The organism is Microbacterium invictum (genome assembly GCF_034421375.1).
In the GTDB taxonomy this organism is placed as follows: domain Bacteria; phylum Actinomycetota; class Actinomycetes; order Actinomycetales; family Microbacteriaceae; genus Microbacterium; species Microbacterium invictum_A.
Genome location: NZ_CP139779.1, coordinates 2,407,587 through 2,432,276, shown reverse-complemented (window position 1 = coordinate 2,432,276; position 24,690 = coordinate 2,407,587). Strand labels below are relative to the sequence as shown.

Sequence of the window (24,690 nt, the reverse complement as noted above, 5' to 3'; positions counted from 1 at the left end):
GAAGCGTCGGAGCATTCGGGGTCACACTCGCAGGTGAGGCCCCACCGAACGAAGGAAGATCATGACAGACCTCTCTATCAGCCCCGACGTCATCCGTGACGCGCTGAAGGACTTCGTCGCGGCCTACGAACCCACCGGCGCCGCCGCGACCGAGGTCGGCACGGTCATCGATGCCGCCGACGGCATCGCGCACGTCGAGGGACTCCCCGGCGTCATGGCCAACGAGCTGGTGCTCTTCGGCGACGGCACCCAGGGCCTGGCGCTGAACCTCGACGAGCACGAGATCGGTGTCGTCGTCCTCGGCGACTTCTCCGGCATCGAAGCCGGCATGCAGGTCACGCGCACCGGTGAGGTGCTGTCGGTCCCCGTCGGCGACGGGTACCTCGGTCGCGTGGTCGACCCTCTCGGTACCCCGATCGACGGACTCGGCGAGGTCGCGACCACCGGCCGCCGCGCCCTCGAGCTCCAGGCGCCCGGCGTCATGCAGCGCAAGTCCGTGCACGAGCCGATGCAGACCGGCATCAAGGCCATCGACGCGATGATCCCGATCGGCCGCGGTCAGCGCCAGCTGATCATCGGCGACCGTCAGACCGGCAAGACCGCCATCGCGATCGACACGATCATCAACCAGAAGGCCAACTGGGAGTCCGGCGACCCGACGAAGCAGGTGCGCTGCATCTACGTCGCGATCGGCCAGAAGGGCTCGACCATCGCTGCGGTCAAGGGCGCCCTGGAAGACGCCGGCGCGATGGAGTACACCACCATCGTCGCCGCTCCCGCGTCCGACCCGGCCGGCTTCAAGTACCTCGCCCCGTACACCGGCTCGGCCATCGGTCAGCACTGGATGTACGACGGCAAGCACGTGCTCATCGTCTTCGACGACCTCACCAAGCAGGCCGAGGCCTACCGCGCTGTGTCGCTGCTGCTTCGTCGTCCGCCGGGGCGCGAGGCCTACCCCGGCGACGTCTTCTACCTGCACTCGCGTCTGCTCGAGCGGTGCGCCAAGCTCTCCGACGAGCTCGGGGCGGGGTCGATGACGGGTCTGCCCCTCATCGAGACCAAGGCCAACGACGTCTCGGCGTACATCCCCACGAACGTCATCTCGATCACCGACGGCCAGATCTTCCTCCAGTCCGACCTCTTCAACGCCAACCAGCGTCCGGCGGTCGACGTGGGCATCTCGGTGTCCCGCGTGGGTGGTGACGCTCAGGTGAAGTCGATCAAGAAGGTCTCCGGAACCCTCAAGCTCGAGCTCGCGCAGTACCGCTCGCTCGAGGCGTTCGCGATGTTCGCCTCCGACCTCGACGCCGCCTCCCGTCGCCAGCTGGCGCGCGGTGCGCGCCTGACCGAGCTGCTCAAGCAGCCGCAGTACTCGCCGTACCCGGTCGAGGAGCAGGTCGTCTCGATCTGGGCGGGCACGAACGGAAAGCTCGACTCGATCGACGTCGAAGACGTGCTGCCGTTCGAGCGCGAGCTGCTGGACTACTTGCGTCGCAACACCACCATCCTCGATCGCCTGCGCGACACCAACGTCCTGGACGATGACACCGCCGCCGAGCTGGACAAGAAGGTCGACGAGTTCATCCTGGAGTTCCGCTCCGGTAAGGGCCAGTCGATCAACCGTCCCGGCAGCGACGAGGTCGCCGCCGCAGAGGCCGAGGACGTCAACCAGGAGAAGATCGTCAAGGGCCGTCGCTGAGCGGAACCGGTGAAGGATCATGGGCGCACAACTGAGGGTCTACAAGCAGAAGATCAATTCTGCGCAGACCACGAAGAAGATCACGAAGGCGATGGAGCTCATCGCTGCTTCGCGGATCCAGAAGGCGATGGCGCGCGTCCGCGCGTCTTCGCCCTTCGCCCGCGCGGTGACACGCGCGGTGTCCGCGGTGGCGACGCACTCCAACGTCGATCACCCCCTGACGCAGGAGCGGCCCACCATCCGCCGGTCGGCCGTCGTGATTTTCGCGTCGGACCGGGGCCTGGCGGGCGCGTTCAACTCGCAGATCCTCCGCGAGGGCATGGAACTGGCGGCGCTGCTGCGGTCCGAGGGCCGCGAGCCGGTGTTCTACCTGATCGGACGCAAGGCCGTCGGGTACTTCCAGTTCCGCCGCATCGAGGCCGCTGCCGAGTGGACGGGCGACACCGACACCCCGCAGTTCTACACCGCCGAGGAGATCTCGGCCACCCTCCTCGACGCGTACAACCGCGGCGGCGAGCAGGGCGGGGTGGATGAGATCCACCTGGTGTACAACCGGTTCGTCAGCATGATGACCCAGAGCCCCGAGACGGTGCGTCTCCTGCCGCTTGAGGTCGTGGAGGCCGAAGAGGAGTCGTCGGCCCAGGTGTACCCGCTCTACGAATTCGAGCCGGACGCCGAGACGGTTCTCGACGCACTCCTGCCCGTCTACATCCAGAGCCGCGTCTTCAACGCCCTCCTGCAGTCCTCGGCGGCCAAGCACGCCGCGACGCAGAAGGCGATGAAGTCGGCCAGCGACAACGCCGACAAGCTCATCACCGACTACACCCGGCTGCGCAACAACGCGCGACAGGCCGAGATCACGCAGCAGATCGCCGAGATCGTCGGCGGCGCCGACGCTCTCGCGTCGGGCAAATAGACCCACACGAAAGAGAAGAAGCCATGAGCCTCACCGCTGAGAAGACGGATGCCACGACGGCCGCATCGCCCGCCGTCGGCCGGGTCGCCCGCGTCACCGGCCCCGTCGTCGACATCGAGTTCCCGCACGACTCGATCCCCGAGATCTACAACGCGCTGAAGACGACGATCGTGATCGGCGACTCGTCGAACGAGATCACCCTCGAGGTCGCCCAGCACCTCGGCGACGACCTCGTCCGCGCCATCGCCCTCAAGCCCACCGACGGCATCGTCCGCGGTCAGGAGGTGCGCGACACCGGCGAGCAGATCACCGTTCCCGTCGGCGACGTCACCAAGGGCCGGGTGTTCAACGTCACCGGCGAGGTGCTCAACGGTGCCCCGGGCGAGACCATCGAGGTCACCGAGCGCTGGCCGATCCACCGCCAGGCGCCGAACTTCGACCAGCTGGAGTCCAAGACCCAGATGTTCGAGACCGGCATCAAGGTCATCGACCTGCTCACCCCGTACGTGCTGGGTGGGAAGATCGGCCTCTTCGGCGGCGCGGGCGTGGGCAAGACCGTCCTCATCCAGGAGATGATCCAGCGCGTCGCCCAGGACCACGGTGGTGTGTCGGTGTTCGCCGGTGTCGGCGAGCGCACTCGTGAGGGCAACGACCTCATCGGCGAGATGGAGGAGGCGGGTGTCTTCGACAAGACCGCCCTCGTCTTCGGCCAGATGGACGAGCCGCCGGGCACGCGTCTGCGCGTGGCCCTCTCCGCCCTGACCATGGCGGAGTACTTCCGCGATGTGCAGAAGCAGGACGTGCTGCTGTTCATCGACAACATCTTCCGCTTCACGCAGGCCGGCTCCGAGGTCTCGACGCTGCTCGGCCGCATGCCCTCGGCCGTGGGTTACCAGCCGAACCTCGCCGACGAGATGGGTGTGCTCCAGGAGCGCATCACCTCGACGCGCGGTCACTCGATCACCTCGCTCCAGGCGATCTACGTCCCCGCCGACGACTACACCGACCCGGCGCCGGCGACCACGTTCGCCCACCTGGATGCCACGACCGAGCTGTCGCGTGAGATCGCGTCGAAGGGTCTGTACCCCGCGGTCGACCCGCTGACCTCGACCAGCCGCATCCTTGATCCCCGCTACATCGGCGAGGACCACTACCGGGTGGCCACCGCCGTGAAGCAGATCCTGCAGAAGAACAAGGAACTGCAGGAGATCATCGCGATCCTCGGTGTCGACGAGCTCTCCGAAGAGGACAAGGTCGTCGTCGCCCGCGCGCGTCGCATCCAGCAGTTCCTCTCGCAGAACACCTACATGGCGAAGAAGTTCACCGGTGTCGAGGGCTCCACGGTTCCGATCAAGGAGACCATCGAGTCCTTCGACGCGATCGTCAAGGGCGACTTCGACCACGTCGCCGAGCAGGCGTTCTTCAACGTCGGCGGCATCTCCGACGTCGAAGAGGCGTGGGCCCGCATCCAGAAGGAGAACGGCTGATCATGCCCCTCAAAGTCAGCCTGGTCTCCGCCGACGCGGAGGTCTGGTCGGGTGAGGCCTCGCTCGTGGTCGCCAAGACCGTCGAGGGAGAGATCGGCTTCATGGCCGGCCACGAGCCGGTGCTGGCGATCCTCGCCGAAGGTCAGGTGCGCATCACGCGCCCTGACGGGTCGAAGATCATCGCCAACGCGCAGGACGGGTTCCTGTCGATGGAGCAGGACGAGGTCACGATCGTCGCCGGGAACGCCGCTCTGATCTCCTGAGCGTCCGCCCTCCGCCTCCGCCTTCCCCGCGAGAGTGCAACTGGCCGCCGAGAGCACGGGTTCACCCCGCGCCCTCGGCGGCCAGACGCATCCTCGCCCCTCTTCTCCGGGTGCCGTCATGCTGATCCTCCTCCCGCCGTCCGAGACGAAGCAGCGCGGCGGTCACCGCCGCGTGCTCGATCTCGGCAGCCTGGCGCTGCCCTCCCTGCGCCCGCAGCGCGAGGAGGCCCTGCGGGCGCTGATCGCACTGTCGGACGACCCCGGCCGCGCGGCGCGGGTGCTGAAGCTCGGACCGCGGCAGCGGGACGAGATCGCCGTGAACGCCGCGCTGCGCACCGGCCCGACGCTCCCCGCGGCCGATCGCTACACCGGTGTGCTCTTCGACGCGCTCGATGCGCCGAGTCTGGACGCTGCCGCCCGACGGTGGCTGAAGGCCCACGTGCTCATCCACTCCGCGCCCTTCGGTCCCGTGGGAGCGCTCGATCTTCTCCCGGACTACCGGCTGGGCGCCGGGGTACGCCTTCCCGGACTCGCGACGGCCCGGCGGCACTGGGCGGATGCGGTCACCGCGGCGCTCGCAGAGGCGGCGCCGCCGGTCATCCTCGATCTCCGCTCCCACGCCTACGTGGCGCTGGGGCCGGTTCCCGCCTCCGTCCCTGTGGTCTCTCTGCGTGTCGTCACCGACGCCCCGGGTGGGGCGGTCCGGGCGCTGAACCACTTCAACAAGCACGCCAAGGGCGAACTCGTTCGACGCCTCGCCACCGAGCGGCCGCGCATCCGCAGCGTCGCAGGATTCCGGCAGTGGGCGGATGCCGCGGGGGTGCGGCTCACCGGCGAGGTCGACGCCGCAGAGCTCGACCTGGTCGTCTGACGCCGGCTAGCGGCGCGTGTTCGCGGCGGTGCGCTCGGTGTTCTCGGCGATCGCGATGAGGGCGACGACGGCCTCGATGACGAAGCGGAGTGCGATCACCGCGAGGAACGCGAACAGGGGCACCAGGATGACGGTCGCCACGATCAGGGAGATGCCGGCGCCGGGGTTGAACCAGAGCGCACCGACGCCCTCGACGATCCCGGTGACGAGGTACACCACGAACGCGATGCCGATCGCCATGAGACCCACGACGTAGAACACCGCGGCCAGCCGGCGGGTGATGAATGTGCGGAAGGACAGGTCGAACAGCGCGCGGAAGAAGCCGCGGCCGACCTCGGCGGCATCACCACCGCCGGCTGGGACACCGGTGTCGTCGACGCCGGCGATCCCGGGCGATGCGGGCTCGGTGGCACGGGCGGCCTCGGCGGCGGGCTGACGGGGCAGCGGGGGAGGGGTGTCGGTGCTCATGGGTCCTCGTCCTTCGTCGACGTCCTCCCGTCACGTTACCGACCGCGACGCGCCCGACCCCGCGTTTCTGGGAATTTCCTCACAACGGCGGCGTCGCGTCGCTACCATGACACACGCGGGACGCCGTCCCGTCGTCTGCGCGTGGAGCGCGGACCTCCCCGGGCGAGAGGCATGGGAATGGATCCGTACGGTGACAACTCGGGAGCGGTCGTCGGACTGCTCATCGCTGCATTCTTCTTCTGGCTGGTGATCATCCTCGCCGGCTACCTCATCACGTCGTTCTTCACGATGAAGCTGTTCGACAAGGCCGGCGTCCAGGGCAAATGGCGGGCGTGGGTTCCCGTCTATCGCGAGATGGTGTTCGCCAAACTCGGAGACCTGAACCCGTGGGGTGTGCTGATCCTCATCGGCGCCGCCATCGTGCTGAATCTGATCCCGTACGTGAACTTCCTGCTCGGCTGGGTGCCGAGCGTGGCGGCCTTCGTCTACATCATCCTCGCCGCGTGGCGCGTGCAGACGAATCTCGGCAAGGAGACGCCGTGGATCATCCTCGCGGTGTTCCTCTACGTCGTGTGGTTGGGCATCATGGCGTTCGATCGCTCGCGCTGGAACCCGAACATCGCTCCCGCACCCTGGGCGAACTCGTTCCTCAAGGACACCACCGTCTGGTCGGGTATCCCGCAGCAGCCGAGCGCCGTCGCGGCGCCCGGTGACGGCTACCCGCCGGCCTCGCCCGGCGCCCCGGCCGCGCCGCCCGCAGGCTACGAACCCGCTCCGGGCTACCAGGCTCCGCCCGCGCCGGCTGCCGCGCCGCCGGCCACTCCGCCTGCGGTACCCCCGGCACCTCCTTCGGCGCCGCCCGCCGCACCGCCTTCGGCCGACCCCACCCCGCCGCCTGCGGCGCCGCCGGCGAACGAGCCGCCTGCGGGACCGGACGCTCCGCGTCCCTAGCCCTCCACGACAGCCCCCGGCCCGCGGCCGGGGGCTGTCGTCGCTCGTCCGCGGGTAGCGTGTGATCCATGAATTCTGTTCCGCTGCGCCGCCTCGGGTCATCCGGTCTGCTCGTCTCCGCCGTGGGCCTCGGCTGCAACAACTTCGGCCGCCCCGGGACCCGCACTGAGACCCTCGAGGGCACCCGGGCCGTCCTCGACGCCGCGATCGACTCCGGGGTCACCTTCCTCGACACCGCCGACATGTACGGCGGCGATCCCGGCCAGTCCGAGACCCTCATGGGCGAGGCCCTCGTGGGCCGTCGCGACCAGGTCGTGCTGGCGACGAAGTTCGGTCACTCGGGGCGCGACATGGGGTACGGCCTCGCGGGCGCCAAGGCGTCGCGCACGTACATCCGCCGCGCCGTCGAGGCCTCCCTGATGCGTCTTCGAACCGACCGGATCGACCTCTACCAGCTGCACACGCCCGACCCCGGAACGCCCATCGAGGAGACCCTCGACGCGCTGACCGACCTGGTGAGGGAGGGGAAGGTGCGCTACATCGGGCACTCCAACCTCAGCGGCTGGCAGATCGCCGAGGCGCACTTCGTCGCCGAGCGCCGCGGAACCGTCCCCTTCGTGTCGTCCCAGGACCACTACAGCCTGCTCGCGCGCGGCGTCGAGCGGGAGCGCCTCCCCGCCGCGGAGCACTTCGGTCTGGGATTCCTGCCCTACTTCCCCCTTCACAACGGTCTTCTCACGGGGAAGTTCTCCCGCACCGAGGCGCCGACCGACACCCGCATCATGCGTCAGCGCCCTCACCTGTGGGAGAACGCGCCGTGGGACGCCCTCGAGGCGTACGCGTCCTTCTGCCGCGAGCAGGGGATCACGATGCTCGAGGCCACGTTCGGGTGGCTGCTGGCACGGCCGTCGATCTCGAGCGTCATCGCCGGAGCGACGAGCCCTGAGCAGGTGCAGGCCAACGCCGCCGCTGCGACGGCGTGGACGCCTACGGTCGCCGATGTCGCCGAGATCGACGCGATCTTCCCCCTGCCGGACGACCCGGCAGCCTGAGCCCGGCACCGGGTTCGCTGAGAGCGCACCCGAGACGGTGGTTGACCTGAGGCAACGGCTGTAGCGTTCACGGAGGTGCGGGCGCCCCGATGGGCCTGCGTCGTGGAAGGGACACCCGTGCTCGGCAAGCTCCTCGCCCGTTATCTCCGGCCCGGCTGGCCGCTCATCGTCGCCGTGGTGGTGTTCCAGCTGGCGCAGTCGATCGCGTCGCTGCTCCTGCCCACGCTCAACGCCGACATCATCGACAACGGCGTCATCACCGGCGACATCCCCTACATCTGGTCCACGGGCCTCGTCATGCTCGGCATCAGCCTGGTGCAGATCGTCTGCGCGATCATCGCGGTGTACTTCGGATCCCGCCTGGCGATGGGAGTGGGGCGCCAGCTGCGCGCCGACCTCTTCCATCGCGTCGTGGCCTTCTCGCAGCGGGAGGTCGGCCACTTCGGCGCAGCCTCCCTCATCACCCGCAACACCAACGACGTCCAGCAGGTGCAGATGCTCGTGCAGGTCTCGGCGACGCTGATGGTGTCGGCCCCGATCCTCGCCGTCGGCGGTGTCATCCTCGCCGTCAGTCAGGACGTGGGCCTTTCGTGGCTCATGGCGGTGTCGATCCCCCTCCTCCTGGTGATCGTCGGTCTGATCGTGTGGCGGATGGTGCCGGCCTTCACGGTCATGCAGAAGCGGATCGACCGGGTGAATCAGATCCTGCGCGAACAGCTCAGCGGCATCCGCGTCATCCGCGCCTTCGTCCGCGAGCCGCAGGAGCGCGTGCGCTTCTCGGTCGCGAGCGCCGAGGTGATGGCGACGGGTCTTCGCGCCGGAAACCTCATGGCGCTGATGTTCCCGGCAGTGATGCTCGTGCTCAACGTCTCGAGCGTCGCGGTGATCTGGTTCGGCGCGTTCCAGGTGCAGCAGAACGACGTGCAGATCGGAACCCTGTTCGCCTTCCTCACCTACATCATGCAGATCCTCATGGGCGTGATGATGGCGACCTTCATGTTCGTGATGATCCCGCGGGCGGCGGTCTGCGCCGACCGCATCGGCGAGGTGCTCGACACCGAGCCGTCGGTGGCGCCGCCGACCGTGCCGGCCGCCCCGCCCGCCCCCCGTGGCGCCGTGCGCTTCGAACAGGTCGCCTTCGCCTACCCCGGCGCCGCCGATCCAGTGCTCAGCGACATCTCGTTCGAGGTCGCTCCGGGCTCGACCACCGCCGTCATCGGATCGACCGGCTCGGGCAAGACCACGCTGATCGGTCTCGTGGCGCGACTGTTCGACGCGACGGCGGGCTCGGTGCGGGTGGACGGGACGGATGTCCGCGAGCTCGACCCCGACGAGCTGTGGCGACGGGTGGGTCTGGTCCCGCAGCGAGCGTTCCTGTTCTCGGGCACGGTCGCCTCGAACCTGCGCTACGGCGACCCGGACGCCGGGGACGACGACCTCTGGCGCGCCCTCGAGCTCGCCCAGGCGGCCGACTTCGTCCGCGCGATGCCCGGTCAGCTCGACGCCCCGATCGCGCAGGGCGGCACCAATGTCTCCGGGGGTCAGCGTCAGCGTCTGGCGATCGCGCGGGCTCTGGCGAAGAAGCCCGAGATCTACCTCTTCGACGACGCGTTCTCGGCGCTTGACCTCGCCACCGACGCCGCGCTCCGCGAGGCGCTCGACACCCATCTGTCCCATGCGACGCGGATCGTCGTCGCCCAGCGCGTCTCCACCGTGCAGAACGCCGATCAGATCCTCGTCCTCGACCACGGGCGCCTGGTCGGCATCGGCACCCATGACGAACTCGTCCAGTCCAGCCAGACGTACCGCGAGATCGTCGAATCGCAGCTCTCGGTGGAGGCGGCATGAGCGGGCCGGGTCACGGGCGGATGCAGACCGCCCCGGTGGTGAAGGCGAAGAGCTTCGGCCCGAGTGCGCGGCGCCTGCTCGGCACCCTGAGCTCCGACCGGCCGCGACTGGTCGTCGTGCTGCTGCTCGGCGTCCTGAGCGTCGGGCTCTCGGTGCTCGGACCGAAGCTCCTCGGCGACGCCACGAACATCGTCTTCGCCGGGTTCCTCTCGCTGCAGGCGCCGGCGGGGGCGACCAAGCAGGAGGTCGTCGAACAGCTCGTGGCGTCGGGGCAGCAGCAGCAGGCCGACCTGGTCTCCGCCGTCGACTTCACCCCCGGCGCCGGAATCGCCTTCGAGGCCCTCGGCGCGGTCATCCTCGCCGTTCTCGCCGTCTACGTGTTCTCGAGCATCTTCGGCTGGCTGCAGGCGCGCCTGCTCAACGGCATCGTCCAGCGGGCGATGAACCGGCTGCGGATGCAGGTCGAAGACAAGATCCACCGCCTTCCGCTGTCGTACTTCGACCGGGTGCAGCGGGGGGAGCTGCTCAGCCGCGTCACCAACGATGTCGACAACATCGGCCAGTCGATGCAGCAGACGCTCTCGCAGGTGATCATCTCGCTCCTCACCGTCATCGGGGTGATGGTGATGATGTTCCTCATCTCACCCCTCCTCGCGGTGATCGCCCTCGTCACCGTGCCGCTCACCCTGGTCATCACCGCCGTCGTCGCGGGCCGCTCGCAGAAGCTCTTCGTCGCGCAGTGGAAGGCGACGGGGGTTCTCAACGCACGGGTCGAGGAGACCTTCTCCGGTCACGCGATCGTGAAGGTGTTCGGCCACCAGCGCGAAGTGGAGGCCGACTTCCTGGCCGAGAACGAGGAGGTGTACCGCGCCAGCTTCGGCGCGCAGTTCCTCTCCGGCATCATCCAGCCCGCGATGATGTTCGTCGGCAACCTGGTGTACGTCGCCATCGCCGTCGTCGGCGGCATCCAGGTGGCATCCGGTCTTCTCTCGATCGGCAGCGTGCAGGCCTTCATCCAGTACTCGCGCCAGTTCACCCAGCCCCTCGCGCAGCTGGGGTCGATGGCCAATCTCCTCCAGTCCGGGGTCGCCAGCGCCGAGCGCGTGTTCGAGCTCCTCGACGAGGACGAGCAGACCCCCGATCCCCAGCCGTCCGAGACCGCGCCGGCGTCGGCGAAGCGCCTGGCGTTCGAAGACGTCTCGTTCCGGTACGCCGCCGACACCCCGCTCATCGACCACCTCGACCTGACCGTGGAACCGGGCAGCACGATCGCGATCGTGGGTCCGACCGGCGCCGGCAAGACGACGCTGGTGAATCTCATCATGCGCTTCTACGACGTCGATTCCGGCCGCATCACGCTCGACGGGGTCGACACGCGCCGGATGACCCGGGACGACCTGCGATCGCGCACCGGCATGGTGCTTCAGGACACGTGGCTCTTCGCGGGCACCGTCCGCGAGAACATCGCGTACGGGAACCCGGATGCCGACGACGAGGCCATCGCCGCGGCCGCGCGCGCGGCCTACGTCGACAGGTTCGTCCACGCCCTGCCCGACGGATACGACACCGTCCTGGACGACGAGGCGGGGAACCTCAGCGTGGGCGAGCGCCAGCTCATCACGATCGCCCGGGCGTTCCTCGCCGATCCCCGCATCCTCATCCTGGATGAGGCCACGTCGTCGGTCGACACCCGCACCGAGCTGCTGATCCAGCGGGCGATGTCGCAGCTGCGTCAGGATCGCACCGCGTTCGTCATCGCCCACCGCCTCTCCACGATCCGCGACGCCGACCTCATCCTCGTGATGGAGGACGGCCGGATCGTCGAACAGGGAACGCACGAAGAGCTGCTGGCCGCGGGGGGCGCCTACCGGCGGCTGTCGGACGCGCAGTTCCGTGCTGCCGTCATCGAGGACGCGGACGAGGAGCCGGATGCCGCCGACGCGGCCGGGGAGTCCGCGGGGTCGTCCCGCGTGTCCACTAGGATGTGAGGACGCCATCGCCGGCGATCGTGCTGATCCGGCGGAGCATGCGAGCCGACGTGGGGAGAGGAGAGCGGGTGCCTGAGATCTCCTCCGGAGACCGCGTGATCGAGCTCCCCGACGCCACGCTGTCGCTGCGCTGGGCTGCCACGACTCACACGGGGCGTCGACGCGAGGTGAATCAGGACGCGGTGCTGGCGTCCTTCCCCCTCTTCGCCGTCGCCGACGGCATGGGCGGACACATCGGCGGCGAGATCGCCAGCGCGAGCACCGTCGACCGGCTGCGGGCGGTCGTGGAGACGGGGCCGGTGAGTGCGAAGACGATCGAGAAGGCGCTCGGTCGCGCGGTGAAGGACATCGCCTCGCACCCCGAGACGACCGACGACGGCACCGGCACGACCCTCACGGGCGTGTACCTGGATCCGACGACCGATCCGGCGACGTGGGTCACCCTGAACATCGGCGACTCGCGCGTCTACCTCCTCCGCGACGACGACGTCGTCCAGGTGACCACCGACCATTCCGTCGTCCAGGAGCTCGTCGCGTCGGGGCGCCTGAGCCCCGAAGAGGCCGAGAACCACCCCTACGGCAACGTGATCACCCGGGCCGTGGGGCCGAGCGAGAGCGTGACCCCCGATTACGTGCGGCTCGACATCGTCGACGGCGACCGCTTCGTGGTGTGCTCCGACGGGCTCACCAAGGAGCTCACCGATTTCGGCATCCACCACTTCCTCTCGCAGCACGACGACCCGGCGGGTGCGGTGGGGGCGATGCTGGATGCCGCGCTGGAGAACGGCGGCCGCGACAACATCACGATCATCGTGGTGAACGTCTCGCTGCGCGAGAGCGCCGCCGGAGCGACCGCCGACGTCGACTCCTCCACAGCCTCGGCCTGAGCACGAGTTCTCCACCGATCGACGCTGACGCACGCCACGCGTGCGCCGCGCGTCCAGGGTGGGTGGGTGTCCTCGTTCACTCCGCTGCCCCCGGCTTCCCCTCTGACGGCGCCGCCACCGACCCGGCCGCCCGGGTCCGTCGCGCGGAAGGGGAATGCTCCGCCCGCGATCGTCAGCGACGACCCGGCCCCCGACGAGGTTCTCCACCTCGATGACGCGTGGGAGCGCCCGGCCCGGCCGCCCCTGCCGATCGTGGCCTCGACGGTCCCGATCCTCGGAGCGGGCGCGCTGTGGCTGGTCACCGGGTCGATCCTCGCGCTGTGGCTCGCTGCTCTCGGTCCCCTCATCGCCATCGCGTCGATCGCCGATGCCGCCCGCACCGCCCGGCGCGATCGTCGCACGGCCGAGCGGTCGAGCGCGAGGGTGCGCGCGGACGTGGCACGTGCGGTGGCTTCGCGCCACGGCAGGGAGCGCGAACGATGGTGGGGCGTCCACCCCGACGTCGCGCGGCTCGTGGGATCGGAGGCCGAGGTCTGGCGTGCCCATCGCGATCGCGGAGACACCGTGGTCGTCGGCCGGGGACGCATCCCGAGCGCGGTGCGCGTCACCGGCGGAAAGGGTGATCCGCGCTCGGGCGAGCTGCGCCGCCGCGCGACAGTACTCGAGGATGCGCCGATCGCGGTGCCGCTGGCGGGTGGGATCGCCGTCATCGGGCCACCGGTGGTGAGTGCGGCGATCGTCCGGGCCCTGGTGCTGCAGGCGTGCCTCGTGCATCCCCCCGGAACATTCTCGGTGCTGCCATCGGCCGACGACGACGAGATGTGGCTCGCGCGGCTCCCGCACCGCCGAGTAGCCGCCGGGCGGACCCTCGCCCTGCGAGCCGGAGGAGCGGATGCCGACGACGGCGCAGACATCCGCATCGTCCGGGTGGAGCCGGGCGAACCGCCGCCGCCCGGCTGCGCGATCGTCCTGCGCGTCGACGAGCCGGATCGAGGGCATGCCGACATCGGAGGCGAGACGTACGAGATCCGCCCGGAAGCGGTCGGTCGTGCGCAGGCGACGGCGATCGCCGACGAGCTGGCCCGGCGGGCCGCGCGCACGTGGGGCGATCCCGGCGACGACGGCCCGCTGCTCCTCTCCGATCTCGGAGCCGGCGAGGCGGCGACGCCGACAGCCGGGCTCGTCGCGACCATCGGACGCGACCGCGCAGCGGTGTCGGTGGATCTCGTCGAGGACGGTCCGCACGCCGTGGTCACCGGCATGACGGGATCGGGCAAGAGCGAGCTCCTCGTCACCTGGGTGCTGGCCCTGTGCGCGCGCTACTCCACTCGCGAGGTCACCTTCCTCCTCGCCGACTTCAAGGGCGGAACCGCCTTCCAGCGACTCGCGGCCTGCCCCACGTCACCGGCGTCATCACCGACCTCGACCCCGCAGGAGCCCGTCGGGCGATCGACAGCCTCCGGGCGGAGATCCGGTGGCGCGAGGGCGAGCTCTCCCGGACCGGCGCCCGGGACATCTCCGATGACCGGGCGGAGCTGCCCCGACTGGTCGTCGTCGTCGACGAGTTCGCCGCGCTCCTGGCCGATCATCCCGAACTCCAGGCCCTGTTCACCGATCTCGCGGCGCGGGGGCGGGCGCTCGGCATGCACCTGATCCTCGGCACCCAGCGCACCACGGGTGTAATCCGCGAGGGCCTGTGGGCGAATCTCCCGCTCCGGCTGAGCCTGCGGGTGGTCGATCCCGCCGACAGCCGGGCGGTCCTGGGGACGGAGGACGCGGCGCGCCCGGTGGCGACGGGGACCGAGCGGGGCACGGCCTGGGTGCGCCGGAGCGTCGACGCCGCACCTCGGCGATTCCGTGTCGCTCTCGCCGGACCGGACGACGTCGCCGCGGTGATCGGCTCCGCCGAGGGCCCGGTGCCGCGTCGATCGTGGCTTCCGGCGCTGCCGTCGCGGGTCGATCTCGACGACCTCAGGGTGCCCGACCTCGGGGTGTCCGACCTCAGGGGGCCGGCCAGCACCGGGTCGGGGGCCGGGGTGCCGCTGATCCTCGGGCTCCTCGATGAACCCGATGAGCAGCGGCAGCGGCCCGCGATGCTCGACGGCCGATCTGCCGGAGTCGTCTTCCTCGGACGGAGCGGCAGCGGGCGGACGACCGCCCTCCAGACGCTCGGCGCTCAGTGTCCTGACCGCACGACCTGGGTGCCCGCCGATCCCGAGACGGCGTGGGATGTCGTCGCGGAGCTCGTGGACGCCGCGCGGACCGAGCAGCCGGCGCCGAGGCTCATCCTGGTCGACGACGTCGACGCGCTGGTCGGGCGCTATCCGGCGGATTACGCCGGCGAGATCCTCCACCGCCTCGAGGATCTCCTCCGCGGGGCCGGAGGCGACGGCGCTCTGATGGCGCTGACGGCGCAGCGGCTGACCGGCGGTGTGGCGCGTCTGGCGGACCTCGCTTCCACCCGGGTCCTGCTCTCGACCGCCTCTCGGGCCGACCACGTCGCTCTGGGCGGCGACCCGGCCGGGTGGGAGCCCCGAGCTCTGCCCGGGCGCGGCACGATGGACGGCACCGCCATCCAGGTCGCGACGGCGTTCGAGGGCGCGATCGGCGGTCCACCCGTCTCGCCCGAGGTCTGGCAGGCGCGGGCGCTGACCGGATTCGTGACCCGGCGCTCGCCGCAGGCGCGCGCAGCCCTTCGAGCCTGGGAGGCAAGGGGAGCCGCGCTGATCGATCTCGACGCCTACGATGCCGGTGTGGAGCGGGGCAGTCGCACCGGCCGCATCGTCGTGGTCGGCGAACCCGACGAATGGCAGCGCCACTGGCGCACCCTCGCGCTGATCCGGTCCGACCACGATCTCGTCGTCGACGCGCCCTGCGGGCCCGAGTACCGGATGCTCACGGCCGACCGCGAGCTGCCGCCCTACTGCCACACGGGTCGCGGGAGAGCGTGGGTGCGGCAGGCGGGAGGCGAGCCGCGCCGCATCCTTCTCCCCGACACTCCCGCGCATGCTTGACCGCCGTCGCCCCGTGGCTCTACCGTCAGCCCATGGCAACCTCCCCCGTGACCCTGGGTCGACCCGACGGCAAGGGCCTCGCAACGGGAACGCTGGGGCTGTGGGGTTCGACCGTCATCGGTCTGGCATCCACCGCACCGGTGTACTCGCTCGTGGCGACGCTCGGATTCGTCGTCCTCGCCGTCGGCGCCCAGGCGCCGATCGCGTTCATCATCGCCTTCGTGCCGATGCTGTTCATCGCCTTCGCCTATCGCGAGCTGAACAACGCGATCCCCGATTGCGGCACGACATTCACCTGGAGCACGAAGGCGTTCGGGCCGTGGATCGGCTGGCTGGGCGGATGGGGTGTCGCGGTCGCCGGCACCATCGTGCTCGCGAACCTCGCCCAGATCGCCGGGATCTACTTCTGGTCGCTGTTCGGCGACGGCTCGCTGGCCGACAACGTGCTGCTCGTCACCGCCACCGGTGTCTTCTTCATCGCGGCGATGACGTGGGTGAGCTGGCGGGGAGTGGAGATCGGCGAGAGGATCCAGAACGTCCTCCTCGGCATCCAGTACCTCGTCCTGGCGATCTTCATCGTCGCCGCCCTCTGGCAGTTCTTCACCGGCACCGCGCCGAATCCGACGCCCCTGGATCTGTCGTGGTTCAACCCGCTCGGTTTCACCGACTTCAGCGCCTTCACCGAGGCCATCCTGCTGGCGATCTTCATCTACTGGGGCTGGGACACCTGCCTCGCCCTCAACGAGGAGACGAAGGACCCCAAGCGCATCCCGGGCCGGGCGGCGCTGCTGACGACCCTCATCCTCGTGATCACGTACGTCGGCGTGACCGTCGCGGCCATGATGTACGCCGGTCTCGGCACGACCGGCGTGGGCCTCGGCAACGAGGCCAACGCCGACGACATCTTCCTGGCGCTGAAGGACGACCTGCTCGGCCCCCTCGCGCCGGTCCTCCTCGTCTCGGTGCTGATCTCGGCGGTCTCGTCGACCCAGACCACGATCCTGCCCACCGCGCGGGGGACGCTCGCGATGGGGGTGTACAAGGCGCTCCCGCAGCGCTTCCGCACCGTCCACCCCGTCTACAAGACCCCGTCCTTCTCCACGATCGTGATGGGGATCGTCGCGAGCCTGTTCTACATCGGGATGACGCTGGTCAGCGACAACATCCTCCAGGACTCGATCCTCTCCCTCGGCCTCGCGATCGCGTTCTACTACGCCCTCACCGGCTACGCCTGCGTCTGGTACTTCCGGCGCGACCTGTTCACGTCGGGTCGGAACCTCCTCTACCGCGGGATTCTGCCGCTGCTGGGTGCCCTGATGCTGACCTACGCGTTCATCCAGTCGGCGATCGACATGTACGACGTCGACTACGGCTACACCGTCCTGTTCGGCATCGGCGGCACGTTCGTCGTCGGGGTCGGGTCGCTCGCGATCGGCGTGGTGCTGATGTTCCTCTGGTACGCCTTCCCGGGTTCGAAGCCGTTCTTCCGCGGCGAGCGCCTCAACCGTGACACGCCGGTGCTCGTCCCGGACGAGGGGGCCTATCAGCGGTCGGTCGACGGCGGGCTCAGCTGAGGTCGCAGCGATCGGCGCGTCCGGTGCGCTGAGCGCTCGGCCTCGCAGACCCACATCTCCGAGTCGAGCGATGCCGGCGTCACATCGCCGGGCGGATCACTCCGACGTCCCGGCCGCCCCCGGTGACCGAGAGCGGGAGCTCGGCGACCGTGGCGGCGACGTCGGCGGGCGACAGCGCGCCGTGGCGCTCGAGAAGGCGCAGCGCCACGACGGTCGCTGCGCGCGACGAGCCGTCGAGCATCTTCAGTGCGACCGTCGCGCCGCCCGGGGCAATCATCACGAGCACGCCCTCGGCGCCGGTCTTGGCGAAGACGCCGAGGCGCTCGATGGCGATGGTGTCGGGGCGGCCCGGTCCTTCGATCGTCCAAGGATGTTCGCGGACCGTCCGAACGAGCGTTCCGGCCTGACGATGCAGGGCGAACGGCGACCGCTCGGACGACACCCCGACGCGGTGGACGGCGCGGGCGAGGCCGAGCAGCGTGATGGCGTAGACGGGTGCCCCGCAGCCGTCGACGGCGGTCGACGCGACGCGCTCGCCGGTGAGGCGTTCGATCACCTCGCGGACGTGGATCTGCAGCGGGTGCTCGGGCTCGAGGTAGGTCGCGGTGTCCCACCCGTTGACGGTGGCGGTCAGGAGCATCGCAGCGTGCTTGCCCGAGCAGTTCATCCGCTCCCGCGAGGGCTCGCCGCCGGCGCGCACGACCGCGTCGCGGGTCGCCTGATCCGAGGGCCACGCCGGGGGACAGCCGAGCGCGCGCTCGTCGAGGCCGGCACGATCCAGGATGCCGCGGACGACGGCCACGTGGCGGTCGGTGCCGGTGTGGCTCGCGGTGGAAAGGCCGAGCTCTTCGCCGGCGAGGTCGGCTCCGGCCGTGAGGAGAGCGAGCGCCTGCAGGGGCTTCAGGCTCGACCGGGGGAGGACCAGCGCCTCGACGTCGCCGAATCGTTCGGCGACCACGCCGTCGGCATTCAGCACCACCGCCACCCCGCTGTGACGGGACTCCACGAATCCGCTGCGTTCGACGACGGCGAGCTCGACGGCCTCTGCGGCGGCGATGGTCTGCGGCACGCACGTCAGCCTACCGCCGGCCCCGGAGCCCCCCGATCCTGCGTGACAGACTGGGGCCATGATCGGTGAGCATCGATACGCGCTGCGCGCGACGTGGACCGGCAACCGGGGGAGCGGCACCAGCGGATACCGCGACTACGACCGCTCCGTCACGATCGAGGTCGAGGGCAAGCCCGCGCTGCTGGCGTCGGCCGACAAGCCGTTCCGGGGGGATCCGGCGCGGTGGAATCCCGAGGACCTCCTCCTCGCGGCGCTCAGCGAATGCCATCTGCTGTCGTACCTTCACGCGTGCGTGATGGCGGGGGTCGTCGTGGTCGACTACGAGGACGAGGCGACCGGTCTCATGGTTGAGGACGGTGCGGCCAGCGGCGCGTTCCGCGAGGTGATGCTCCACCCGCGGGTGACCGTCGCTTCGGAGGTGATGAGGGATGCCGCGCTGGCGGCGCACGACAAGGCTCATGCCCTGTGCTTCATCGCCAATTCGGTCAACTTCCCGGTCCGCCATGAGGCGACCATCCTGGTGGCTGACGAGTCGGCGTGACACCGGCGGGTCACGTCGACCGGGCGCTCGATTCGGGCCCGCGACTGGTGGTGGTTCTGGGGTCTGCGTCCATCGGAGTGTCGCGGATGGCGGGTCGGGGGCACGTGAGGCCGCCATCTGGGCCACCCGGATCGTGGGGCGAGCAGCCGAGTGGCACGAATGGCGGAGTCCCGCGGCACGGGCCGCCGTTTCCGCCACCCGGATCGGCGGGCGACGATCCGAGTGGCACGAATCGCGGAGTCCCGCGGCTCGAGGCCGCCCTTTTCGCCACCTGGATCGTGGGGCGAGCAGCCGAGTGGCACGAATCGCGGAGTCCCGCGGCTCGAGGCCGCCCTTTCCGCCACCTGGATCGTGGGGCGAGCAGCCGAGTGGCACGAATGGCACGGTTCCCCGCAGAAGGTGGCCCCATTGGGCCACACCGACAGCCGGCGCCTTGAGCGGGCCGCTTGCACACCGCGCCGCCGCACCACCGCGCCGCCGCACCACCGCGCCGCCGCACCACCGCGCCGCCGCTACGCGCCGCGCGCTACAGCCGCTCGTGCGGAAGGACCTGCTTGATGCGCTCGATCGGGTTCTGCGCGGGCACCTCGTTGTACTGGCCGGCGAGCTCCTGCTCGCTGAGAGCGTGGATCGCCGACATGATCTCGTCGGTCGCCCCGCGGCGAGCTCGCCCCGAGGACGCCGCACCGTGATGGGACAGATCCAGCGGTGCGCCGAACCGCACGGTGATGCGCTCCGACAGCGACGGGCGCTTCGCGCCCACCGGCATGACGCGGTCCGTTCCGATCAGCCCCACGGGGACGACGGGCGCGCCGGTCTCGAGCGCCAGGAACGCGACGCCCGTGCGGCCCTTGTAGAGCCTCCCGTCGAGCGAGCGCGTGCCCTCCGGGTACAGAGCAACCGCGCGCCCCTCGGCCAGCAGCAGCCGCTGCTGCTCCAGTGCGTCGAGCGCGGCCTGACCGGCTCCGCGCTGGACCGGGATGGCGCCGATGGCGCGGAAGAACTCCCGCGACATCCAGCCCTTGATCCCCGACCCCTCGAAGTAGCTCGCCTTGGCGAGGAAGTGCACCGGGCGGGGAGCGGCGACGGGGATGGCGATGGAGTCGATGAACGACAGGTGATTGCTGGCGAAGATGACCGGTCCCTGGCGGGGAACGTTGCTTTTGCCCTCGATCTTCGGGCGGTAGATCAGTCGGCCCAGCGGCGCGATCACCATCCGCCCCGTCGCATAGGTCATGCCGATGGAATGCGAAGGCGCGTCGGGGTCCCCGGGGGAGAGATCGCTGGCTGCCTCGGACGTCACCAGACGAGGGTACTCTCGCTCTCATTCCGCCGTCGGCATCCCCGCCCGTGCCACGCTGCGCTCGGGGCCGGTCGGGACCTCTCAGCCCAGACAGAGGAAACGTAGGCCAGGATGGGGAGGTCCTTTCGTCCCTCGACCCTGAGGTTTCTGTGCGCATTCGTTCGATCGCCGCCCTGTCCGTCACCGCTGTGTCGCTCCTCCTGCTGACGTCGTGCTCCGGCGGCGGTGCGCCCGACGCGACCGGATCGCCGTCGGCGCAGGTCGCCGACCTCTGCGACGCCGCTGCTCCGTCGGGCGAGGCATCCGAGTCGGTCACGGTCGAGGGTGAGCCGGGCGCTGCGTCGCAGGCCGTCTTCACCGCGCCGCTGGAGATCTCCGAGCTGCAGAGCACCGTGGTCACCGAGGGCGAGGGCGATCCCGTCGCGGCCGGCGAGCTGGTCAACATCGCCTTCACCGCCTTCAGCGCCGACACCGGCGAGGAACTCGGGTCGCTCAACTACGAGCCCGGACAGTTCCTGCCGCAGCAGATCTCCGCCGACAACCCCATCGGCCAGGTCCTCGGGTGCGCGACGCCCGGTACCCGCGTCGTCGCCACCTTCCCCGCGACCGAGACCAACGGCGGCGAGGTCTACGTCTTCGACTTCCTCGAAACGGTCCCCGATGCCGCCTGGGGCACCGAGCAGCCCGCGCCCGAGGGGCTTCCCGAGGTGGAGCTGGCGGAGGACGGCGAGCCGACCATCACGGTCCCCGACGCCGATGCCCCCACCGCGGTGGAGCTCGCGACGCTGAAGCAGGGCGACGGCGAGACGGTCGAGCCCGGCGACACCGTGCTCGTTCAGTACACCGGCGTGAAGTGGTCGGACAACGAGGTGTTCGACTCCAGCTGGGAGGCGGGCACTCCGGCGTCGTTCCAGACGACCGGAGTCGTCGACGGGTTCCGCCAGGCCCTGGAGGGTCAGACCGTGGGGTCGCAGGTGCTCGCGGTCATCCCGCCGGAGTTCGGCTACGGCGCCGTCGAGGGCAACGAACTCCAGGAGGAGACCCTGGTCTTCGTCGTCGACATCCTCGGCGTCCAGCACGTCGCGGCCACGACCGCGCCCTGACCCCGCTGCCGGATGTCGCGCGGATAGGCTGACCGGATGCGGCGCATCCTCGTCCTCGGCTCCACCGGCTCCATCGGCACGCAGGCTCTCGAGGTCATCGCCGCCAATCCCCACCGCTTCGAGGTGGCGGGTCTGGCGACAGGTAGCCGCCGCGAACTGATGGCCGCTCAGGCGGCGCAGTTCGGGGTCGCCGAGAGTGCGTGCGCCCTCGGCGCCTCAGAGGCGGAGCAGCTCGTCCGCGACGTCGAGGTCGATGTCGTGCTCAACGGCATCACCGGTTCGGTAGGGCTCGGGCCGACGCTCGCCGCGCTCGAGACGGGTCGCACCCTGGCGCTGGCCAACAAGGAGTCGCTCATCGTGGGCGGCGAGCTCGTCACGGCGCTCGCCGCGCCCGGGCAGATCGTGCCCGTCGATTCCGAGCACTCCGCGATCGCGCAGGCGCTGCGCGCCGGTACCCACGACGAGGTGCGCCGCCTCGTGCTGACCGCCTCGGGCGGTCCGTTCCGCGGGAGGTCTCGGTCGGAACTGGCCGACGTCACGCCGGCGCAGGCCCTGGCCCACCCGACGTGGGACATGGGGCGGGTCGTGACCACGAACTCCGCCACGCTGGTGAACAAGGGCCTCGAGGTCATCGAGGCGCACCTCCTCTTCGGGGTGCCCTACGACGCGATCGACGTCGTCGTCCACCCGCAGTCGGTCGTGCACTCGATGGTCGAGTTCGTCGACGGGTCGACGATCGCCCAGGCGTCACCGCCCGACATGCGCCTTCCCATCTCCCTGGGCCTCGACTGGCCGCAGCGCGTGGCGGGCGTCGGGGCGCCGATCGACTGGACCCGCGCGGCCCAGTGGACCTTCGAGCCGCTGGATGAGGACGCCTTCCCCGCCGTGCGGCTGGCCAAGCGGGTCGGGATGGCCGGGGCGACCTACCCCGCGGTGTTCAACGCCGCGAACGAGCAGGCCGTCGACGCCTTCCACGAGGGCCGACTGCGGTTCCTCGACATCGTCGACCTCGTCGTAGACGTCGTCGACCGCCACGAGGCGCCCGCGGCGCTCACGCGCGAGTCGCTGGCCGATGCCGAGAGCTGGGCGCGCCGCGTCGCCGACGAGCTGATCGCGGCGCGCTGACGGCCGCTCCGCGCCCTCCGTCCTCTCAGGCGGGGCGGAGGGGATCGGATGACGGCGTGCTGTCGGCCGGGTACGGCACCGGCCACCGCGACGCGGGCACGGGCCATCCCCGGGCGGCGAGGGCCCGTCGGGCGAGCTCTCGCGCGGAGTAGGGGGTGCGCACACCCCGGATGTCGCGATAGTCCTGGTGCCCGGGGCCTGCCCACAGAATGGCGTCGCCCTCGCCGACGAGGGCCACGGCCTCGCGGATGGCGCGCTCGGGCGGGGAGTACTCGTGGATCTCGGCGTCCGGCTTCGCGCGGCGCGCCCCCTCGATGAGGGTCGCGCGGATCGCGTCGGGGTCCTCATGGCGAGGATGGTGGTCGGTGATGACGAGGATGTCGCTGCCCTCGGCGGCGGTCCGCCCCATATCGAGCCGCTTGGTGGCGTCGCGATCGCCGTCGGCGCCGACGAGCATCAGCACGCGGCCGGGGGTGACGTGCCGCACCGCGGCGAGGGTCTTCTCGAACGCGTCGGGGGAATGGCCGAAGTCGACGAAGACCGCCGGGCCTCGATCGCCCGAGACGAGTTCAGTGCGGCCCGGCAGGTAGGCGCGGATCCCGCCGTCGCGGTGGAAGGCCGAGACGAGGTCATCCCACGTGTAGCCGCCCTCGAGGAGCATGACGATCGCGAGTCCGGCGTTGGCGGCCATGTGCTGGCCGATGACCGGGACGACGGTCTCGAGCGTCCGTCCGTCTTTCGACGACAGCCGGAATCGGGTGCCCTGCTGGCGCTCCTCGACGATCTCGACGACCCATTCCGCACGTGCCGCCGCCTCGGGGTCGGCGGCGATGGCCGGGGTCCCGATGGTCAGCGTCGGCACCTCCGACCGCGCGACGACGTCCACACCCGCGGGGGAGTCGAGCGAGACCACCGCGCGCCGCGCCCGCTCGGCGGTGAAGAGCGGCAGCTTCGCCTCGAGGTACTCCGTCATGTCGGCGTAGTCGTCGAGGTGATCGTGGCTGAGGTTGGTGAATCCCGCCACGTCGAAGACGATGCCGTCGACGCGGCGCCGGCTGAGCGCCTGCGCACTCACCTCGACGGCGACGGCCTGGACGCCCCGTTCCCGCATGAGGGCCAGCAGCGCGTGCATCTCGTATGCCTCGGGGGTGGTCAGGCGCGAGACCACCACGTGCCCGGCGATGTGGCGCTCCGCCGTCGAGGAGAGTCCGGTGACGACGCCCAGCTGGTCGAGCATCCCCTCGAGCAGATGCGACACGCTCGTCTTGCCGTTCGTGCCGGTGGTGCCGAACAGGAGGGGCAGGCGGTCGTCCCGGCCTGTGCCGTACACCCACGCCGAGACGGCGCCGAGGACCGCGCGCGGGTCGTCGACGACCAGGATGGGGAGACCGGATGCCGCGGCGAGCGCCGCGCCGTCCTCGTCGGTCACCACCGCCACCGCGCCGCGTGCGGCGGCGTCGGCGGAGAATTCGGCGCCGTGGCGGTTCACGCCCCGAACGGCGACGAAGACATCGCCGGGCCGCAGGTCGGCGGTGGCGAGGGTCACCCCCGTGAGGGTCGTGTCGCCGGGGTCGCCGCTGACACGGCGGGCGAACCGTTCGGCGAGGTCGCTCACGCGGTGCACGGGCGGGTGGTCCGGCCGAAGCACGGGGGGCAGGTGGGGGGCGTCATCCGTCGGCATGGCGCATCCATCCTCTCACCGGCTTCGGCCGAGACCGTGATCCGGTCGGGATCAGCTCCGCGCGCGTCGCCGCCACAGGGCTACCACGAGGGCGCCGACACCCGTGGCGAGACTCGCCGCGGCCAGCCCCCGGGCGACCGGATCGTCCGTGCCGGTCTGCTCGGTCGCTGCGGGTGTTTCGGCGGGATTCTCCGACGCAGCGCCCCCATGCGATGCGCCATGCTCTGACGCGACGCCGTCCTCGGGGGCGGAGACCAGGACGACAGGGGCCGGATGCTCCGGCTCCTCCGCTCCGGCCTCGGCCACCTCGTTCCACGCGGTCGAGCCGGTGACGCAGGTCTGCTCGACCGGGAACGCGACGGTGGCGCCCGTCGAGGCCTCCGCGAAGGTGACGTCCAGCGCGACCGAGGCGCGCAGGCCGGACTCGATGGGCTCGTCGGCGGTGAATGTCACCCGGGTCGGTACGCCGTCGGCACCCACGTCCCGGGTGATCGTCCACTCGCCGTCGACCACCGGGGTCGCTGTGGCGACCTCCTCGGGGATGTCGACGGCAAGCGTCGTCGTGGGTGAGTCCTCACACCCGTGGGAGAACGAGAAGTGCAGGGTCGTCCGGGTGCCGGCGGGAGCGACCTCGGGCGAGACGCCGATGTGCGCGGACGCGGCGAGGGGAGCGGCCAGCACGAGGGCGAGGCCGAGGAGGGAGCCGGTCGCCACGAGGGGCGTTCGGCGGGAAGCAGAAGCGGTCATTGCGGATTCTTTCCTTTTCACGCAGGGTCGATGGCGCGCCGCCGGGTCGGCGGGCGCGCGCGTGGGTCACCGGCGCGATCTCGCACCGGTGTGCAGTCGTCGC

General features: G+C 70.5%; 21 protein-coding genes. 16 read left to right on the top strand and 5 right to left on the bottom strand.

Annotated features, from left to right (window positions below; all coding sequences use genetic code 11):
* Window positions 1–61: 61 nt before the first annotated feature.
* The 5 genes from atpA (at window position 62) to T9R20_RS11740 (ending at window position 5,236) form a co-directional block, all read left to right on the top strand.
* On the top strand, window positions 62–1,699 hold the full coding sequence (gene atpA / locus T9R20_RS11760; RefSeq protein WP_322409494.1) for a F0F1 ATP synthase subunit alpha: 1,638 nt from the start codon (window positions 62–64) through the stop codon (window positions 1,697–1,699).
* 19 nt (window positions 1,700–1,718) lie between these two features.
* Complete coding sequence (locus T9R20_RS11755) at window positions 1,719–2,615, top strand: F0F1 ATP synthase subunit gamma (RefSeq protein WP_322409493.1); 897 nt, start codon at window positions 1,719–1,721, stop codon at window positions 2,613–2,615.
* Between the two features lie 23 nt (window positions 2,616–2,638).
* Window positions 2,639–4,102 carry a F0F1 ATP synthase subunit beta gene (atpD, locus tag T9R20_RS11750; protein WP_322409492.1) on the top strand — a complete coding sequence of 488 codons (1,464 nt, stop codon included), beginning with the start codon at window positions 2,639–2,641 and terminating at the stop codon, window positions 4,100–4,102.
* A 2-nt stretch (window positions 4,103–4,104) separates the two neighbouring features.
* Window positions 4,105–4,365 (top strand): F0F1 ATP synthase subunit epsilon, encoded by a 261-nt coding sequence (locus tag T9R20_RS11745; RefSeq protein ID WP_322409491.1) that lies wholly within the window; start codon window positions 4,105–4,107, stop codon window positions 4,363–4,365.
* Window positions 4,366–4,483: 118 nt separating this feature from the next.
* Window positions 4,484–5,236 carry a YaaA family protein gene (locus T9R20_RS11740; protein ID WP_322409490.1) on the top strand — a complete coding sequence of 251 codons (753 nt, stop codon included), beginning with the start codon at window positions 4,484–4,486 and terminating at the stop codon, window positions 5,234–5,236.
* 6 nt (window positions 5,237–5,242) lie between these two features.
* Here T9R20_RS11740 and T9R20_RS11735 read toward each other — a convergent pair whose 3' ends face one another.
* The gene (locus tag T9R20_RS11735) at window positions 5,243–5,704 is read right to left on the bottom strand and encodes a DUF4282 domain-containing protein (RefSeq protein ID WP_322409489.1); all 462 of its coding nucleotides are present in this window, start codon (window positions 5,702–5,704) and stop codon (window positions 5,243–5,245) included.
* Between the two features lie 177 nt (window positions 5,705–5,881).
* On the opposite strand from T9R20_RS11735, the gene T9R20_RS11730 reads away from it, so the two are divergent.
* From T9R20_RS11730 to T9R20_RS11695, 8 genes are all read left to right on the top strand, one after another.
* Window positions 5,882–6,655 carry a DUF5684 domain-containing protein gene (locus T9R20_RS11730; RefSeq protein ID WP_322409488.1) on the top strand — a complete coding sequence of 258 codons (774 nt, stop codon included), beginning with the start codon at window positions 5,882–5,884 and terminating at the stop codon, window positions 6,653–6,655.
* 68 nt (window positions 6,656–6,723) lie between these two features.
* Window positions 6,724–7,707, top strand: coding sequence for an aldo/keto reductase (locus T9R20_RS11725; RefSeq protein WP_322409487.1), 984 nt, complete (start codon window positions 6,724–6,726; stop codon window positions 7,705–7,707).
* 117 nt (window positions 7,708–7,824) lie between these two features.
* Window positions 7,825–9,555, top strand: coding sequence for an ABC transporter ATP-binding protein (locus T9R20_RS11720; protein WP_322409486.1), 1,731 nt, complete (start codon window positions 7,825–7,827; stop codon window positions 9,553–9,555).
* Window positions 9,552–11,543, top strand: coding sequence for an ABC transporter ATP-binding protein (locus tag T9R20_RS11715; RefSeq protein WP_322409485.1), 1,992 nt, complete (start codon window positions 9,552–9,554; stop codon window positions 11,541–11,543). The genes T9R20_RS11720 and T9R20_RS11715 overlap by 4 nt, the downstream gene beginning before the upstream one ends.
* 68 nt (window positions 11,544–11,611) lie before the next feature.
* The gene (locus T9R20_RS11710) at window positions 11,612–12,430 is read left to right on the top strand and encodes a PP2C family protein-serine/threonine phosphatase (protein WP_322409484.1); all 819 of its coding nucleotides are present in this window, start codon (window positions 11,612–11,614) and stop codon (window positions 12,428–12,430) included.
* Window positions 12,431–12,496: 66 nt separating this feature from the next.
* Window positions 12,497–14,083, top strand: a complete 1,587-nt coding sequence (locus T9R20_RS17080; protein WP_416182905.1) for an FtsK/SpoIIIE domain-containing protein — start codon at window positions 12,497–12,499, stop codon at window positions 14,081–14,083.
* The gene (locus T9R20_RS11700) at window positions 14,074–15,444 is read left to right on the top strand and encodes a hypothetical protein (RefSeq protein ID WP_416182904.1); all 1,371 of its coding nucleotides are present in this window, start codon (window positions 14,074–14,076) and stop codon (window positions 15,442–15,444) included. Before T9R20_RS17080 ends, T9R20_RS11700 begins: the two co-directional genes overlap by 10 nt.
* Window positions 15,445–15,476: 32 nt before the next feature.
* The gene (locus T9R20_RS11695) at window positions 15,477–17,018 is read left to right on the top strand and encodes an APC family permease (protein WP_322409482.1); all 1,542 of its coding nucleotides are present in this window, start codon (window positions 15,477–15,479) and stop codon (window positions 17,016–17,018) included.
* 79 nt (window positions 17,019–17,097) lie between these two features.
* Here the strand turns inward: T9R20_RS11695 and T9R20_RS11690 are convergent, their stop codons facing one another.
* Window positions 17,098–18,087 (bottom strand): asparaginase, encoded by a 990-nt coding sequence (locus tag T9R20_RS11690; protein WP_322409481.1) that lies wholly within the window; start codon window positions 18,085–18,087, stop codon window positions 17,098–17,100.
* 58 nt (window positions 18,088–18,145) lie between these two features.
* Between T9R20_RS11690 and T9R20_RS11685 the strand changes: the two genes are divergently transcribed.
* Window positions 18,146–18,628 carry an OsmC family protein gene (locus T9R20_RS11685; RefSeq protein ID WP_322409480.1) on the top strand — a complete coding sequence of 161 codons (483 nt, stop codon included), beginning with the start codon at window positions 18,146–18,148 and terminating at the stop codon, window positions 18,626–18,628.
* Between the two features lie 526 nt (window positions 18,629–19,154).
* Here T9R20_RS11685 and T9R20_RS11680 read toward each other — a convergent pair.
* Window positions 19,155–19,865, bottom strand: coding sequence for a lysophospholipid acyltransferase family protein (locus tag T9R20_RS11680; protein WP_322412167.1), 711 nt, complete (start codon window positions 19,863–19,865; stop codon window positions 19,155–19,157).
* 215 nt (window positions 19,866–20,080) lie between these two features.
* On the opposite strand from T9R20_RS11680, the gene T9R20_RS11675 reads away from it, so the two are divergent.
* Both T9R20_RS11675 and dxr read left to right on the top strand, forming a co-directional pair.
* Window positions 20,081–21,034 (top strand): FKBP-type peptidyl-prolyl cis-trans isomerase, encoded by a 954-nt coding sequence (locus T9R20_RS11675; RefSeq protein WP_322409479.1) that lies wholly within the window; start codon window positions 20,081–20,083, stop codon window positions 21,032–21,034.
* A 36-nt stretch (window positions 21,035–21,070) separates the two neighbouring features.
* Entirely contained in the window at window positions 21,071–22,159 is a 1,089-nt protein-coding gene (gene dxr / locus T9R20_RS11670) for a 1-deoxy-D-xylulose-5-phosphate reductoisomerase (RefSeq protein WP_322409478.1), read from the top strand.
* A gap of 25 nt (window positions 22,160–22,184) precedes the next feature.
* On the opposite strand, the gene T9R20_RS11665 is transcribed toward dxr, so the two are convergent.
* The gene (locus T9R20_RS11665) at window positions 22,185–23,840 is read right to left on the bottom strand and encodes a UDP-N-acetylmuramoyl-L-alanyl-D-glutamate--2,6-diaminopimelate ligase (RefSeq protein WP_322409477.1); all 1,656 of its coding nucleotides are present in this window, start codon (window positions 23,838–23,840) and stop codon (window positions 22,185–22,187) included.
* A 51-nt stretch (window positions 23,841–23,891) separates the two neighbouring features.
* Complete coding sequence (locus tag T9R20_RS11660) at window positions 23,892–24,587, bottom strand: DUF1775 domain-containing protein (protein ID WP_322409476.1); 696 nt, start codon at window positions 24,585–24,587, stop codon at window positions 23,892–23,894.
* Window positions 24,588–24,690 lie beyond the last annotated feature (103 nt).